This window comes from Variovorax sp. 05N34, assembly GCF_056397405.1.
Map to the genome: position 1 here is coordinate 748,681 of NZ_JBFTNI010000002.1, position 14,525 is coordinate 763,205.

At 61.2% G+C, this 14,525-nt stretch carries 14 protein-coding genes; 12 read left to right on the forward strand and 2 right to left on the reverse strand.

All coding sequences use genetic code 11. The annotated features are described in order from the left end of the window. Positions 1 to 6 precede the first annotated feature (6 nt). The 7 genes from AC1DMA_RS07885 to AC1DMA_RS07915 all read left to right on the forward strand — a co-directional run bounded on the left by AC1DMA_RS07885 (position 7) and on the right by AC1DMA_RS07915 (position 6,874). Positions 7 to 846: a CoxG family protein gene (locus AC1DMA_RS07885; protein WP_478143829.1), complete on the forward strand. Its 840-nt coding sequence runs from the start codon at positions 7 to 9 to the stop codon at positions 844 to 846. Beyond that, positions 846 to 1,709: an FAD binding domain-containing protein gene (locus AC1DMA_RS07890; RefSeq protein ID WP_478143830.1), complete on the forward strand. Its 864-nt coding sequence runs from the start codon at positions 846 to 848 to the stop codon at positions 1,707 to 1,709. Before AC1DMA_RS07885 ends, AC1DMA_RS07890 begins: the two co-directional genes overlap by 1 nt. Next, complete coding sequence (locus AC1DMA_RS07895) at positions 1,706 to 2,218, forward strand: (2Fe-2S)-binding protein (protein WP_478124566.1); 513 nt, start codon at positions 1,706 to 1,708, stop codon at positions 2,216 to 2,218. Before AC1DMA_RS07890 ends, AC1DMA_RS07895 begins: the two co-directional genes overlap by 4 nt. Then, positions 2,215 to 3,435: an FAD-dependent oxidoreductase gene (locus tag AC1DMA_RS07900; RefSeq protein WP_478124567.1), complete on the forward strand. Its 1,221-nt coding sequence runs from the start codon at positions 2,215 to 2,217 to the stop codon at positions 3,433 to 3,435. Before AC1DMA_RS07895 ends, AC1DMA_RS07900 begins: the two co-directional genes overlap by 4 nt. Position 3,436: 1 nt before the next feature. Further along, on the forward strand, positions 3,437 to 4,147 hold the full coding sequence (locus AC1DMA_RS07905) for an isochorismatase family protein (protein WP_478143831.1): 711 nt from the start codon (positions 3,437 to 3,439) through the stop codon (positions 4,145 to 4,147). A gap of 1,009 nt (positions 4,148 to 5,156) precedes the next feature. After that, on the forward strand, positions 5,157 to 6,482 hold the full coding sequence (locus tag AC1DMA_RS07910) for an NAD(P)/FAD-dependent oxidoreductase (protein ID WP_478124570.1): 1,326 nt from the start codon (positions 5,157 to 5,159) through the stop codon (positions 6,480 to 6,482). A 62-nt stretch (positions 6,483 to 6,544) separates the two neighbouring features. Continuing rightward, the gene (locus AC1DMA_RS07915; RefSeq protein WP_478124571.1) at positions 6,545 to 6,874 is read left to right on the forward strand and encodes a hypothetical protein; all 330 of its coding nucleotides are present in this window, start codon (positions 6,545 to 6,547) and stop codon (positions 6,872 to 6,874) included. Between the two features lie 18 nt (positions 6,875 to 6,892). Here AC1DMA_RS07915 and AC1DMA_RS07920 read toward each other — a convergent pair whose 3' ends face one another. Further along, on the reverse strand, positions 6,893 to 7,543 hold the full coding sequence (locus AC1DMA_RS07920) for a TetR/AcrR family transcriptional regulator (protein WP_478124572.1): 651 nt from the start codon (positions 7,541 to 7,543) through the stop codon (positions 6,893 to 6,895). A gap of 156 nt (positions 7,544 to 7,699) precedes the next feature. On the opposite strand from AC1DMA_RS07920, the gene AC1DMA_RS07925 reads away from it, so the two are divergent. Further along, on the forward strand, positions 7,700 to 9,082 hold the full coding sequence (locus AC1DMA_RS07925) for an MFS transporter (protein WP_478143832.1): 1,383 nt from the start codon (positions 7,700 to 7,702) through the stop codon (positions 9,080 to 9,082). Positions 9,083 to 9,219: 137 nt separating this feature from the next. Next, positions 9,220 to 10,173 (forward strand): dipeptidase, encoded by a 954-nt coding sequence (locus tag AC1DMA_RS07930; RefSeq protein ID WP_478143833.1) that lies wholly within the window; start codon positions 9,220 to 9,222, stop codon positions 10,171 to 10,173. 497 nt (positions 10,174 to 10,670) lie between these two features. On the opposite strand, the gene AC1DMA_RS07935 is transcribed toward AC1DMA_RS07930, so the two are convergent. Continuing rightward, positions 10,671 to 11,558 carry a LysR family transcriptional regulator gene (locus tag AC1DMA_RS07935; RefSeq protein ID WP_478143834.1) on the reverse strand — a complete coding sequence of 296 codons (888 nt, stop codon included), beginning with the start codon at positions 11,556 to 11,558 and terminating at the stop codon, positions 10,671 to 10,673. A 122-nt stretch (positions 11,559 to 11,680) separates the two neighbouring features. On the opposite strand from AC1DMA_RS07935, the gene AC1DMA_RS07940 reads away from it, so the two are divergent. Genes AC1DMA_RS07940 through AC1DMA_RS07950 form a run of 3 tightly spaced genes read left to right on the forward strand, consistent with a single transcriptional unit; the run spans position 11,681 to position 14,492 of the window. Continuing rightward, on the forward strand, positions 11,681 to 12,682 hold the full coding sequence (locus tag AC1DMA_RS07940; RefSeq protein ID WP_478124576.1) for an ornithine cyclodeaminase family protein: 1,002 nt from the start codon (positions 11,681 to 11,683) through the stop codon (positions 12,680 to 12,682). Then, complete coding sequence (locus AC1DMA_RS07945; protein WP_478143835.1) at positions 12,679 to 13,506, forward strand: phosphate/phosphite/phosphonate ABC transporter substrate-binding protein; 828 nt, start codon at positions 12,679 to 12,681, stop codon at positions 13,504 to 13,506. Before AC1DMA_RS07940 ends, AC1DMA_RS07945 begins: the two co-directional genes overlap by 4 nt. Before the next feature lie 29 nt (positions 13,507 to 13,535). Next, positions 13,536 to 14,492, forward strand: coding sequence for a tripartite tricarboxylate transporter substrate binding protein (locus tag AC1DMA_RS07950; protein WP_478124578.1), 957 nt, complete (start codon positions 13,536 to 13,538; stop codon positions 14,490 to 14,492). Positions 14,493 to 14,525: the final 33 nt, after the last annotated feature.

The following is a 14,525-nucleotide window of genomic DNA, read 5'->3' on the forward strand; positions in this document are numbered from 1 at the left end:
GAAAGCATGGATTTCAGGATTGACGCCACCCTCCCGGCATCGGCCGCCCAGCTCTGGGCCATCTTCTTCGACGTCCAGCGCGTCGCCGGCCTGATTCCGGGCTGCGAGAACGTGACTGAGGTCGAGCCGCTCAAGCAGTTCTCGGCGCTGATGAAGCAGAAGATCGGCCCGTTCAAACTGGAGATTCCGACCAACATCGTGCTGGGCTCTTACACGCTGGAGCGCCACGTGGAGCTCAGTGCCATGGGGCGCGACAAGTTCACGGGAACGACCATCGATGTTCGCATGAAGGTCAACCTCGATGAGAAGCGCAGCGATGACAAGGTTGAGTGCACGCTGGGAATCGATGCGGAAATGCAGGTTGCCGGCCGACTCGCATCGCTGGGCTACCCGGTCGTGAAGAAGCGCTCGGAAGAGCTCTTCGGCGAATTCGAAAGGCGGCTGCGCAATGAGCTGGCGGGTTTCTCGGAGCCCCATTCCTCCGATGGTGCCGCGGCGCCCGTTGCTCAGATCTCGATCGCCAATCCGGCTGCTGCCGCACCGGCGCAACTCCGCTGCTCGGTTGCATCGGTTGCATCGGTTCCGTCCCCGGCCCCCTCCGCTGCCGTTCAAGCGCCTCTCGCTTCATATCCGCAACACGCCTATTCGTCTCAGCAGCATGTGCCGGTGCCCCGGTCTTCGCACGGTGTCGATCTGGTACTTCAGTGGCCGCGCGTCGGCGTCAGCGTCGCGGTTGCCTGTGTGGTCGCGTATGCGGCGACGACCGCCTTCCATCAATCGCCGGGATGGTGGTTCGTGGCGCCGATGCTGGGCGTCGCCGCCGGGCTTGGGCGGAGAGCTGACTGATGCGTCCAGCGCGCTTTACGCTGCATCGACCTTCAAGCCTGCGCGAAGCTCTGGCAATGAAGGCTCAATTCGGAGATACCGCGACGTTTCATGCCGGAGGCACGGAGCTGCTCGTCGCCCTGAAGGCGCGCGTGCTGCAGTACGACCATGTCATCGATATCAAGCAGGTCGAAGAACTGCGCAGCATTCGCCTTCTCGATGACGGCACGCTCAGCATCGGATCGCTGTCGACGCACCATGTGATTGCCAACGATCCGCTGGTTCAGCAGTTGCTTCCCGGCTATGCCCACCTCAGCGAGCATGTGGCCAACATCAGGGTGCGTGTCGCCGGGACCCTTGGCGGCGTACTTTGCTTCGCGGAACCCCATGCCGATGCGCCCACGATGTTGTGCGCGCTGGATGCCAGGATCGTCCTGGCCAGTGCAACTGCTCAGCGCACCGTTGCTTCGCGCGAGTTCCACGTCGGCGAATTCGCGACGGCGCGGAAAGACGACGAGCTGCTTGTCTCTGTTGATGTGCCTCGTCAGTTGCCAGGCGACAGGTCCGCCTATCGACCCTTCGGCCATACGGAGCGTCCCGCGGTGGGCGTGGCTGCCGTATGGTCGCCCACGGGTCCCCAGCGGCTGCGTCTTTGGGTCGGCGCTATCGTGGCTGTGCCTGCGCCATTGTCACAAGCGCAGGAAGAGGCCGCACGCTTGCCCCCCGATGCTTCCTTCGAGGCGGTATGGGGAGCTTTGGAGCCTGTCATCAGCGCCGAGGCCGAGCAGATAGACGCGCATGACGACCTCCACGGCAGCGCTGAGTACAAGAAGCACTTGGTCACCGTCCTCGCCCGGCGGGCTCTTGAGGGATGCTTGAAATGAGCCAAACAACGCAAACTTTCCCGCTTCTTCGGGTGGACATATCGCTCAACGATACGGAGCGGTCCATCGAGATCGAGCCGCGGGAGCTCCTGATCGACGTGTTGAGAGAACGCTTCCGGATGACTGGCACGAAACGCTCTTGCGATGTACAGGTCTGCGGTGCCTGCACGGTGCTGGTCGACGGCATGCCTGTCTCAAGCTGCACGACGCTGTGCGCCGATGTCCACAAGCGACACGTCACCACGATCGAGGGACTGGCATACGAAGGACGATTGGATCCTGTCCAGCGCGCGTTCATCGCCCATGGCGCACTGCAATGCGGTTTCTGCACCCCTGGAATGATCCTGGCGGTGAAGTCCATGCTGTCGCTGCACGAAAACCCCTCGGAAGAAACCATTCGCCATTTCCTGCGCGGCAACATTTGTCGATGTACGGGATACGTAAAGATCCTCGAGGCCATCAAGGACCTCGTGCAGAACCCACTGAGCTTTGAACCGGAGAGAAAATGACTCAAGATAAACAAAAGGCCGACAAGCCACATGTACTGATTGCCGGCGCTGGCATGGGTGGGCTGACACTCGCCATCGCGCTTCTGCAAAAGGGATGCGACGTCGACATCTACGAACAATCTCCGGAACTTCGAGAAGTTGGGGCAGGGCTTTGGATCTCGGCCAACGGCAGCCGCGTCATGGCGGACTTGGGATTGAAGGAAGCTCTTGAGGCCATCAACCTCTCTCCCGAGGACCGCGTCATCCGCTTCTGGAAGACGGGAGAAGAACACTCTGTATACAACCGGGACGTCACGGATTCCAAGGTCGACCACACCCTGATCCAGGTGCTGCGCGGCGAACTCCAGCGCATCCTCTACGAGGCCGTGATCAAAATCAAGCCGGATGCGGTCCATTTCGGCGCTCGCACCTTGGGTGCCGAGACGATCGGAGATCGCGCACGACTGCTGTTCGACAACGAGACCTTCGCTGAAGGCGATGTCGTGGTCGGTTGCGACGGCGCACATTCTCGCGTGCGCCAATCGCAGTTCGGCCCGGCCCCCGCACGGTATACCGGTGCGGTGGCCTGGCGCGGCTTGGCGCCGATGTCGAGTCTGAAAGCTCAACACAAGCGTGCCTTGGCGTCGACCTGGGTGGGCCCGACGGCTCACGTGACTTGCTATCCGGTGCAGCGCAACGGCGAGCAATTCGTGAGCTTTTCGGCCCAGGTAGACAGCGAAGTGTGGCAGACCGAATCATGGTCCGAGCGCGGCGAACTGGCCGATGCGTTGGAGGATTTTGAAGGCTGGAATCAGGACATCCTTGACCTCTTCATTCACTCTGAAAACCTCTTCCGATGGGGCCTGTTTGTCCGTGATCCGCTGGAGCGCTGGTCCAATGGGCGCGTGACGCTGGTCGGCGACGCATGCCACTCGATGACGCCCTATCTGGGCATGGGCGTGAACGTCACGATGGAAGACGCGTATGTTCTGGCTCGTTGCCTGGCGGACCAACCAGGCGACATCCGGGGGGCGCTTTCCCGCTATGACGCGGCGCGCATCGAGCGCACCAATCTGACGAAGGCCAAATCGATGGAAATGCTGAAAATCTTCCACAACCCGGCACTGGAGCAAATCGAAACTGCCCGGCCCTATATCGAAGAAAACTGGGCCCCCGACGTTGTGCGCCAGCGCTACGACTGGCTGCTTGCCTACGACGCGACCAAGGTGGAGGTCTGAAATGCTCGCTGCTGCAGCAACTCACGGCCGGCCATGGGACGGCGTCATTCCCGAAGACGAGCAGGCCATCTACCGAAAGACCGGCTGGGGTACGCCCACCGGTCTTGGCAAGCGCCCGGCTCTGCTGGTGATCGACGTGCAATATCGCTCGATGGGTGATCAACCCATGCCGATTGAAGAGGCGATCACGACGCTGCCAACGAGTTGCGGTGAATACGGCTGGCGTGCAGTGCCCCACATTGCAAGGCTCTTGGCGGCATTCAGGAACATGGGGGCGCCTGTTCTTTACCCGTACGTTGCGCCCAAGGGGCCCCAGAACCGAGGTCAATTCGAACTGAAGGTGCCTGGCGTCATGCGCATCCCCAAGCACGGCTACGACTTCGTTGCCGAGGTTTCGCCCGCTCAGGCGGACATCCTGATTCCCAAGTTCCAGGCCAGCGCCTTCCATGGCACGCCCCTGACCAGTCATCTGATCGGCCTGGGAGTCGATACCGTCATTGTGACGGGGTGCACGACCAGCGGCTGTGTGCGTGCGACGGTCATCGATGCGTGCGCTTTGAACTTCAAGGTGGTCGTGCCCGAGGATGCGGTGTACGACAGGTCGCAGACGTCGCATGCCGTGAATCTGTTCGACATGGCAAGCAAGTATGCTGACGTCATGCCTACTGAAGATCTCGTGCGCGCATTGCAAGAAGAGCTCAACAGAAAATAGAGAAATGCGGCGCCGCCTGCGCAGCGCCGGTGCCTGCCTCAGCCGCTTCGATGGCGCGACGCAGTTGACCGAACAGGTCCAGTTGATACGACAAGGAAACCCCCGCGCTGTATGTGCCGTGGGTGGGCGGCTCGTAGTCGCTCTGCAGGAGACTCAAGCCCGACACGTGTCCAAACCCGGGCCGCCTCTAACCGTCACCGTCGTTCTCTCACTTCAGTGCAACTCGGACTCCAGCGCTTGATCGCGCTCCAGGTTGGTAACGGCCTGCCGCAGGTCGGTGTTGTGTTCGAGCGCCCGCGCGACCAACAGGTTCAACTGCCGGTGGTTGTAGAGCCTCCACCAGTGCGGCGGCAGAGTCGTTTCCGCCCATAGCCATCGACGGATTGGAATGTGCCCGGGGAGCTTGTGCGAAGGAGAGGGGGGCGGGGGCGAAGTAGTCCGGCTCGACCGGGATAGCGAGGACCGACTGGAAGGGCGCCGAGCCATCGCCGAAAAGCGCGCTCCGGGTTTCCCGGAGTTGGTCCATCCCTGCCTCCATCGCTCCCACATCAATGCCTTCTGGCTGACTGTGTAGTAGGTTCGTGTCGGGTCGTCATCTGCAACACTCCTTATTCCAACGGCAGTCATCAGTGTGTTGCATCGACCGGGTGAATCCGCAGCTGGAAGACGCCTAACGTCATTGAGTACCTGCGCCAGAACTCGCAGGTGAAGTTCGTCCGGTGCGAAATGCATCCGGATTGCCAGGATCTGCCGGGCGCCGCCACCCCGGCCCGAGCGATGCCCCCCGCATCATCATCGTCGCTCCTGCGAATCAACCCCCGGCTGGTAGTCCGTGTGAGGCCACGACGCGCCCTACCTGCAGCCTCAATAAGCTGGTCAAAACTGTGATTGCATGCCTTCGTTCGGTTAATATACATTACATGCTTAATGTTATATCTGTCCCGGATTGACGCTCACCCCCGGTCTTAGGCTTTGGGGGCGCATTGCGGGGCCTACTCAGGGATCCAACATGGCGGTTCGCATTGGGCGCTTGCCCATAGATGATCAAAGCAATGGATGGAGCGCATTGCTGCCGACGCGACGGGCAAAGGCCGCGGTACAGGGCGAGCTGGACTTCGACTGGGTGGTGGTCGGCGCAGGGTATGCGGGCGTCGCTGCAGCCCGGCAACTCGCGCGGCTCCAGCCCAGCGCATCCATCGCTCTTGTCGAAGCCGGCGTGGTCGGGGAGAACGCTTCCGGCAGGAACTCCGGCTTTGCGATCGATCTTCCGCACACGCCAGGGATATCGGAACATTGGACGGAGCAAGGCCGCCGCGCGATCCGCGTGGGACGCTTCGCGCTCGACGAACTGGATCGCCTTGTCAAGGCGCACAGCATCGATTGCGGCTGGGAGAAGCGTGGGCGATACCACGTTGCGGTCACGGAAGAGGTTGCGAAGCATTCTCTCGCAACGTACGAGGCCAATCTCAAGGCTTGGCAAGAGCCGTACCGATGGGTTGATCGAGGCGAACTGCGAGAAGCACTGGGCACCGCCTACTACTGTGCTGCCATTCACACCCCGGGCACCTACCTCGTCAATCCGGCGAGTCTTATCCGCGGGCTGGCCGACAACCTTCCTCCCCAGGTCAGGCTCTTCGAAAACTCACCAGTGATCGAAGCGGACATCCGCAGCCGGACGCCTTCCGTGCGGACCCCGCACGGCCGAATTCGCGCGAGCGCCCTCATCCTCGCGGTCAACGCCTTCTCGCAGTCCTTCGGCGTCTATAGGGCGCGTCAGATTCCGATATTGCTGTTCGCGAGCCTGACGCCCGTGTTGAGCGATGAACAACTCGGCCAGCTCGGCAGCGAGTCGACCTGGGGCGTGACGCCGGCGCATGCCATGGCCGGATCGACGCTGAGGCTGACGCGAGAGCGTCGGCTGATGATTCGCCAGGGGTTCGAGTACTCGCCATCATTGCGCACCACTGATGCCCGACGCGCGAAGGCACGGCAGACCAATCTGGCGCTCCTGCGTCGGCGATTTCCTCAGCTCGGCCCGATCGAGCTGGAACACTTCTGGGCTGGCTGGCTTGCCGTGTCGCAGAACCACGCGCCTGCATTCGGTCGCATGGGGCCGCGTTCGTTTGCCGCCTCGTGCTGCAACGGGTCCGGCATCGTGCGGCACACCGCGGCGGGCATGTTCATCGCGGACCTCGCCCTTGGCCTGGAGCATTCTCTGATGGCAGATTTTCTTTCGCAAGGAACCGCCAGCTACATCCCTCCACGCCCGCTGCGCGACATCGGCGTCAGCTTGGCCCTTTCCTCTGGCGTGTGGACCGGGCGAGGCGAACGATGACGTCGTCGTCGACGACGCGGCAGGGCCCGGAATGTCTCATTTTTCTCACACGGAGCACCTGAATGACTTCTCTTCGCCTCATCCCGGGACACACGATCGCCTCCGAGGCGCGCGGGGGCGCATCCGACGGCGTGGCTGAAATCTCTTGGGTGGTTAAGGATAGCGAAGGCGCTGCGCTGCCCTGCGGCTTCGGTCGGTGGCACGAGGCAGCCTGTGAGCCGAAGACGCTCGCCTATGACGAAATCATCCTGGTGCTGGAGGGCGTCTTCGGTGTCGAGACCGGCGACGGAGAGCGCGTTGAAGGTGGCCCCGGCGACGTGATCGAAATCTGCGAGGGGACCACGGTCAGATACTTCGGGCGCCAAGCCCGGCTCTTCTTCGTGACGAACTAGACTCGGGCTTGGGGAGGGCTACGACTTGCCCGTCTTCCGCGGCTTCTCCTGGCCCGCGGCAACGATCATCCCTGAAAGGCATTCGAGTTGAGAGGCGATGGATTCTTCCGTCACCGGAAACAACCTGAACACAGCGATCCCGCGAAGCGTGGAGAACACCATTTCGGCGAACCCGTTGGGATCGCTATGGCTCCTAGAGATCTCAGGGAAGAGCGCTAGGAAATGGGCGAACGATACCGGGTCTTCCGTCTGTCGTTTCGCATCGATGCGCTTGAAGAGCGAGGGAATCGACTTGCAACCGAAGAACAATCCCCAGGCAGCCACATACGAGTCTGCACCGTAGATGTGCAACCAAGCGCGTTCGACGAACTCCGTAGCCCGCTCACTGAGGGGGGTCGTTGCGTCCGGCCACACAGGCCCCCTGTCTGACAGCGGGGCCATCACCTCTTCCACGACTTGCTCCAGCAGGGCCTGCCGGGTCCCGAAATGATGCTGCAGCGCGCCGAGCGTGACCTTCGCGCCGGATGCAATGTTCTGCAGGTTGGCTTTCTGGAAACCCTGTCGCCGAATCAGCGATATGGCTGAATTCAGGATGCGACGCTGAGTCGTCTCGCTGCGCTCCGCCTGGGTTCTGACGACGCGCCGGGGTTTGTATGAGGAGGTAGCCATCTTCCGCGCATTGTATTCAAAGCTCCGGAGGTCGCGTAAACCCTATACATGTTGCGTTAAACGCTTATTGTTTTATGCGGGCTCCAAACGTACCATGCAGACTCTGCAAGCCGACCATCAAGCGCTGAGGCTGCCGCACTGACAGCTCGACTGCCAGTGGGAGATTCGCGTGGTCCCCTTATCTCAGGAATGCGAACTGCTGTCATGAAAACTGTCCATATCGAAGACATTGCCCAATTGCAAGCGCCATCGCAGGCGGCAGAGGCTTCTCTTCAAGCGGCTCACAAGAAAAGGGCGCTGGTCGCTGCCATCATCGGCAACGCGCTGGAGTGGTACGACTTCATCGTCTATGGATTTCTGGCGGTCTTCATCGCCAAGCAGTTCTTTCAGGCCGGCGATGACGCAGCAGCGCTCTTGTTGACCTTCGCGACCTTCGCTCTCTCCTTCGTCGTGAGGCCGATTGGTGGCGTATTGATCGGTCTGTATGCCGATCGCTTCGGGCGACGCCCCGCGCTAAGCTTCATCATGGCGTCGATGACCGTGTCGATGCTCATCATGGTCTTCGTGCCCTCTTACGCCTCCATCGGGGTGACCGCCACAGTGTTGATGGTCATCGCGCGTGTCCTTCAGGCGCTATCGGCGGGTGGCGAGTTCGCGAGTGCCGCGACCTACCTTCTGGAGTCCGTTCCAGCAAAAAAACGAGGTCTCTACAGCGGTCTTTACAACAGCGGACCACTGCTAGCGACCGTCATGGCGGCTCTTGTCGGGCTGTTGATGACCCAGGTGATGTCACCAGAATCCAGAGACAGCTGGGGATGGCGGGTTCCCTTCGCCTTCGGCCTGCTAATTGCTCCGGTTGGTTACTACATCAGAAGATACCTCCCGGAGTCCGAAGCGTTCGAGAAACACGCTGGCGCCCGGGGAACTATCGAGATGCTTCAAATCGTCTTTCGAGACCATCGCCGTGCACTCATGGTCGCGCTCTCTCTGGCGGCGATCGGCACGTCGGTGCAATACGTCCTCCTCGTCTATGCGCCCACCTATGCCGTGCGTGAACTCAAGCTGCCGGCCCATGTTCCGTTTCTGGCTCTGTTGGTCTGTGGCAGCATCGGAACTGTCCTGACACCGCTGCTGGGAATGGTCGCTGACAGGATGGGTGCGACAAGGCAGCTGCACATCAGCCTTGGCGCACTGATTCTGCTGATCGTGCCGCTCTATGTCTGGATGACCTCCGGGCCAACGACGACCAAGTTCATCGTCTGCTCGGCAATATTCACTACGGTGACGTCGGCCTCCAACGCGGTCTATCCGAAGTTGATGGCGTATCTCTTTCCGCCTGAACTTCGCTCCACAGGCATGGCGATCTCCTACAACCTGAGTGCAACCATTTTTGGAGGCTTCTCGTTGTATGCGATCACAGTGCTGCTGAATGCTGTCCAAAGCCCCCTGGTGCCTGCCTTTTACGTGGTCGCCCTGACGGCCGTCTTCTGGGTCGTCCTGGTTGCGCTTCATCGACCCGGCTCGGACTTCAAGGTCTGACAGTGATGGTCGGCAGGAAATCGAGTCCCACAACCCAGCCTCTCAGGAAAAGCATCATGCCCAATGCATCCAATGCAATGAAACCCGCCGCATCAGACCGAGCGCGCGAACTGTATTCCCGCCTACTCGTGTGCGATATGACTTCGCCCTTCTGCGCTCCCGCGGACCAACGGCTCAAGAATGCGTTCGTTTCACGGCTCATCAACGACGGCTTCACCTATGTTTCTTTCACACTGGTGGCAGACAACTGCGACACGATCGGTGCGATCCAGGCCATCGCGGCGTATCGGAAATTCTTCCTTGACCAGAGCGATCTCTGCACCCTCGTCAACACAGTGGACGACATCCAACGAGCAAGGAAGGAGGGCAAGCTTGCCGTGGGCTTCCATTTTCAAGGGTCGGTTCCGGTCGGTCGGGACCTCTCGATGGTGGAGGTCTTTTACAAGCTGGGGATCCGCCACATGCTGTTGGCGTACAACCAGAAGAACTTCGTGGCGGATGGATGCCACGAACTGGGTGAGGGTGGGCTCAGCAGATTCGGGCGAACGCTGGTCACCGAGATGAACCGGGTCGGGATGCTCGTGGACGTTGCCCATGCCGGCTATCGCTCCTGCATGGAGGCCATCGAGTACTCCGATCGCCCGGTGATCTGCAGCCACGGCAATATCTGGAACATCCATCAACATCCGCGTTGCTACCGAGACGATCAGATCAAGGCGGTAGCGGCCAGCGGTGGGGTGTTTGGACTGACGGGTCTCTCGATCTTCACTGGAGACGATGAGGCATCGCCTTCGAAGTTCGCCGACCAGATCGACTACATCGCTCAGTTGGTCGGGCCCCAACATGTCGGCCTGGGGCTCGACTACATCGTCGATTTGCCTGCGATCACAGCCGACGCAGCAGCCCACGCTGACAAGCTGCCGCCAGACGGCGGCTACACGCGCAGCGACATGAAGCAGGTGGAACTCGATGCAATGCCCGAAGTGGTGGATGCGCTCTTGGGCAAGGGCTATTCCGACTCGGATATCGCCTTGGTCATGGGTGAAAACTGGCTGCGCGTGATGAAGGAAGTCTGGAAGACGCCGATGTAGCGCTCATGAGTGAAAGGGAAAACGGACGGCCTGATCGCGCGGGGCCCTTCCCACTGCCTGCCCGCCGCGAGCTCTCGCATGACCTGACCCCATCAGGGCAAAGATGGCCCGCTTCGCATTGATTCGCTATTTCATGCCGCTTGTTCAGGAGACAGAATGAGTTCTTGGTCGTCAAAGAAAACTTGTTGGTATGTGCTGCTTCTAGGATTAGGAATTCTTCTGACGTGGCTGAAGCCGCCCTTGCGACACAGGTCCTTGATCGGCAAACCAGATTCGGCCTGCTTGATGAAACCGATGATTGCTCTTTCTCATGTCCGTCATTCTCCAAGTTGACGGACTTCACTGCCATTCCGCTGGTACGGCTGGGCGGGGGCAGGTCACGGAAAGCGGACAAGCGGGCGATTGCTCGCCAGTGACGCTCACTGAAAAGTAGGTAGCGAATAGAAGGCGCTTACTGAAATCTACGTTGATTGACTGAAAACTCAGCTGGCTTCCCTTCACCGCTCCATCCTTGCCGTCAACGCTTCCACGAAGTTCATCGATAGGCGCGATAGCGGTTCGGTCTGGACATGGGAAATCTGGACCGAGGCGTTGACCTTCGTCTTGACGGGAACCACGACGATATTCGGCCACGTCTGCCCAAACACGGTCATGGCGTCGACCAGCGCGATACCCGCCCCCGCCTGTGCCAGCGCCCGAGCCACGTGCGCTTGCTCGACTTGGATGCTCATGTCGGGCTGATTCTCTTCGTCGCCAAATATTTCACGCACCAGCAGTCCGAACGGAACATCGGCTTCATAGCCGATCAGAGACTCCTTTGCCAGCTCCTCGGGTCGCACGAAAGAGCGCGCGGCAAGTCGATTGCCTTTCGGAATCAGGGCAACGATAGGGTTCTTGACCAACAGGCGCGCTTCCAGGTTGGGATGCGCCAACGCCATGTTGGATACGCCGAGTTCCGCCTGTCCAGAAAGCAACGCGCGCAGCATGGTGCTAGGAATCTGCGTACGCACCACGATGCGCACTCCCGGATGCGCTTGCTTGAATGCTGCGATCGCCAGAGGCAGGACGGTCTGACCAAGGTTGGGACTGCATGAAAGTCGCAAGCTGCCGATTCGGTTGGCTGCGAGATCCTCCGCGACCTCGTTGACGCGCTCGACGCCCTCATAGACGGCGTTCACCTCGCCCATCAGCCGCCGTGCCTCCGGCGTCGGATACAGGCGCCCTTTGATGCGCCGGAACAGTTCAAGTCCCAGGCGTTGCTCCGTGTGCGACATCAGCCGGCTGATGGCTGGCTGCGACACGTACAAGAGCCTTGAAGCGGCGCTGATCGAGCCGGTCAGCATGACGGCACGGAAGACTTCGATCTGCCGAAGGTTCAACTTCATTGCATAACCTGCTGTTAAGAACAACGGACGAAAAAGCATACGACATTTATGGATGCGAAACCTAGACTTGCATTCATCCCGGCGCGGTCGTGATGGCAGCCCCTTCGAAGACTGGAGATGGAATGAACGAGATTTATCTGACGTATATCAACGGCAAGGACATCGCAAAGGTGGCGATGACCAATGCGGAGATCCTTGTCGCCGTGGAGCGAGCGCTCATTGCGCAAGGCAGGGGCGAGACGGTGATCGAGCCGCGCGTGCACCTGATTCCCGATCCGGCCTTCAACGGGCACTTCAATGTGCTGCGCGGATACGTCGCGCCGCTTGGCCTGGCCGGCGTCAAGATCGTTGGCGACTACGTTGACAACTACAAGCTCGGCCTACCGTCGGAGATGGCCATGCTCAATCTCTTCGATCCAAGGACGGGAGTCCCTGTCGCGATGATCGATGCCACCTTCATCACGGACGCCCGCACCGGGGCTATGACTGCTCTCGGGGCCCGGCACCTGGCTCGCCGCGAGAGCAAGGTGCTCGGGCATGTCGGGGCGCGTGGTACCTCCTACTGGAACGTCCGGCTGCTTGACAGCTTGTTCGACTTTGATGAGATCCGCGTGCATTCGCGCCGCCCGGAAAGTCGCAACGCCTTTGCCGCTCGCCTGGAGCGAGATCTTGGCAAGAAAATCGTGGTCACGGAGGACTGGGAAGCTTGCGTGCGGGGTGCCGACATCGTGGTGGAGGCGTCGCGGCTGGAGCGTCCGAGTCCGATGCTGAAGACCGAATGGATCAAGCCGGGCGCGTTCGTGGTGCCCTACGGCACGATGAGTGCCGTCGAACTCTCGCTCACCGACATCATGGACAAGATGGTGGTCGACGACTGGAGCCAATGCAAGGGCGGCATCTTCGGCTCGCTGCGCGCACACGTCGAGGCGGGCAAGCTCTCGGAGCAGACCCTCTATGGCGAGCTTGGCGAGATCGTCGCGGGCCGCAAGCCTGGTCGGCAGAGCGACGACGAGATCAATCTGTTCTGGCATCGTGGCCTTTCCCTGAGCGACATTGCCCTGGGTCATGCCATCCTGCAGAAGGCCGAGCGCATGGGCCTCGGGCAGAGGCTGCTGTACGCATGATCGCCAACGCGCGCATGTATGACGTGAGCAAGCCGGTCGCGCTGGCATGGCGGGCGCTTTTCGCGCGCCTGGCGGAACGCGCCGGCATTGCGTTGAGCTACGTCGAGCACGCGCCGCCGACACCCATCAGCGCCTTGTGGGCCCGTCCTGATTGCGGCTGCGTGTTCATGTGCGGTCTGCCGTATGTCACCAGCGCGAGGCGTCCTCAACTCCTGGCTGGGCCGGTTCCATCACTTCCTCGGTACGGCGACCGCCCGGTGTACTTCACCGAGTTCATCGTGCGGACCGACGCGAATGTGCATTCGCTTGCGCAGACCTTCGGCGGTCGGCTCGCTTGCATGCTGCGGGAATCGAACTCGGGCCACAACGCGCCCCGCCACTATCTGCTGAATCACGCGGCGGCAGGCGCACGAGCGCTGTACCGGTCGACCACATCGCCAACGCCGACGCCGCTGGAGGTGATTGACGCGGTGGCGAGCGCCCAGGCGGAAGTCGGCGTCGTCGACAGCTATGTACTGGATCTGTTGCGCCTGCACTCGCCAGAGCGTCTGAGGCACCTCAAGACGGTGGCGGTGACGCCGGCATCGCCGATTCCGCCGCTGGTCGCATCAGATGACATCAGCGGCGACACGGTCGCTCGCATGCGTGCCGCCTTGCTCGACTTGCATCGCGATGCAGATGCCGCCGTGCAGATGGCGACACTGGCTCTGGCTCGCTTCGCGCCCGTGGAGGAGTCGGACTACGCTGTGCTGGCCGGCTACGTTGACCGTGCTGACGCCGCAGGCTTCGCATTGACGGGCGACATCCCCACTGTTGTGGCTTGAGACACTTTCCAGACCCATCGGAGATTTCCATGAAGCGCTTCCTGATCGCCATCCTCATGGCTTGCATGCCGCTGCTGGCATCCGCGCAGGTCTATCCCGCCAAGCCGGTTCACTTGGTGGTGCCCTTTGCACCCGGTGGCCCGGCCGATGCCATTGGCCGGATCGTGGGGGAGGGATTGTCCAAGCCATGGGGACAACCCGTCCTGGTGGAAAACAAGGCGGGTGCGGCCGGTTCAATCGGCGTGGGCCAGGTCGCCAAATCTGCGCCTGACGGATACACGCTGGGGGTCGTTCCCGTGGGCAATATCGCGGTCAATCCCAGCTTGATGCCGAACTTGCCGTACAAGACGACAGACCTTGTGCCGGTGACCATGCTCGCGAGAGCGGAGAACGTGCTGGTCACAGGCTCCAGCGTGCCAGCGCTGACTCTGAGTGAGCTACTCAAGCTGGCAGCCCAGAAGCCGGGACAGCTCACGTTTGCATCCGCGGGTGCTGGCAGCCAGGCCCACCTGGCGGGCGAAATGCTTCAACTCGACGCCAACATCAAGCTGATCCACGTGCCTTACAAAGGTCTCAGCGTGGCGCTGACCGACGTGGTTGGCGGCCAGGTGACGATGATGTTCGCACCGCTGTCGACGGCACTTCCCTTCATCAAGTCTGGCAAGCTCCATGCGCTCGGCGTCGCCAGCGCGAAGCGCTCCACTGCAATGCCCGACTTGCCGACCATCGCGGAGTTGGGCTTCCCGAAATTCGAAGCCGTGTCCTGGTATGCCCTCATGGCTCCAGCGGGCACGCCGCCCGAAGTGTTGCAGCAGATCAGCGGCCAGACGAACGAGGTGCTGGCAGACCCCTTGTTGAAAGAGAAGCTGGCTGCTGTCGGATTGGAGGTCGGCGGTGGCACTCCGCGCGAGCTCGACGCCACTATCCAGAAGGAAGCCGCCCGATGGGCCGACGTGATTCGCACGCGCAAAATTTCAGTGGACTGATGCCATCGCGCGACGGATCCGGGCACGGTGAGA

What these genes read in the sequence shown, in the direction of transcription:
- AC1DMA_RS07940 (WP_478124576.1), top strand. Translation starts at nt 11,681, where the DNA reads ATGAACGAGATTTATCTGACGTATATCAACGGCAAGGACATCGCAAAG.
- AC1DMA_RS07895 (WP_478124566.1), top strand. Translation starts at nt 1,706, where the DNA reads ATGAGCCAAACAACGCAAACTTTCCCGCTTCTTCGGGTGGACATATCG.
- AC1DMA_RS07920 (WP_478124572.1), bottom strand. Translation starts at nt 7,543, where the DNA reads ATGGCTACCTCCTCATACAAACCCCGGCGCGTCGTCAGAACCCAGGCG.
- AC1DMA_RS07930 (WP_478143833.1), top strand. Translation starts at nt 9,220, where the DNA reads ATGACTTCGCCCTTCTGCGCTCCCGCGGACCAACGGCTCAAGAATGCG.
- AC1DMA_RS07885 (WP_478143829.1), top strand. Translation starts at nt 7, where the DNA reads ATGGATTTCAGGATTGACGCCACCCTCCCGGCATCGGCCGCCCAGCTC.
- AC1DMA_RS07890 (WP_478143830.1), top strand. Translation starts at nt 846, where the DNA reads ATGCGTCCAGCGCGCTTTACGCTGCATCGACCTTCAAGCCTGCGCGAA.
- AC1DMA_RS07905 (WP_478143831.1), top strand. Translation starts at nt 3,437, where the DNA reads ATGCTCGCTGCTGCAGCAACTCACGGCCGGCCATGGGACGGCGTCATT.
- AC1DMA_RS07945 (WP_478143835.1), top strand. Translation starts at nt 12,679, where the DNA reads ATGATCGCCAACGCGCGCATGTATGACGTGAGCAAGCCGGTCGCGCTG.
- AC1DMA_RS07935 (WP_478143834.1), bottom strand. Translation starts at nt 11,558, where the DNA reads ATGAAGTTGAACCTTCGGCAGATCGAAGTCTTCCGTGCCGTCATGCTG.
- AC1DMA_RS07900 (WP_478124567.1), top strand. Translation starts at nt 2,215, where the DNA reads ATGACTCAAGATAAACAAAAGGCCGACAAGCCACATGTACTGATTGCC.
- AC1DMA_RS07915 (WP_478124571.1), top strand. Translation starts at nt 6,545, where the DNA reads ATGACTTCTCTTCGCCTCATCCCGGGACACACGATCGCCTCCGAGGCG.
- AC1DMA_RS07950 (WP_478124578.1), top strand. Translation starts at nt 13,536, where the DNA reads ATGAAGCGCTTCCTGATCGCCATCCTCATGGCTTGCATGCCGCTGCTG.
- AC1DMA_RS07910 (WP_478124570.1), top strand. Translation starts at nt 5,157, where the DNA reads ATGGCGGTTCGCATTGGGCGCTTGCCCATAGATGATCAAAGCAATGGA.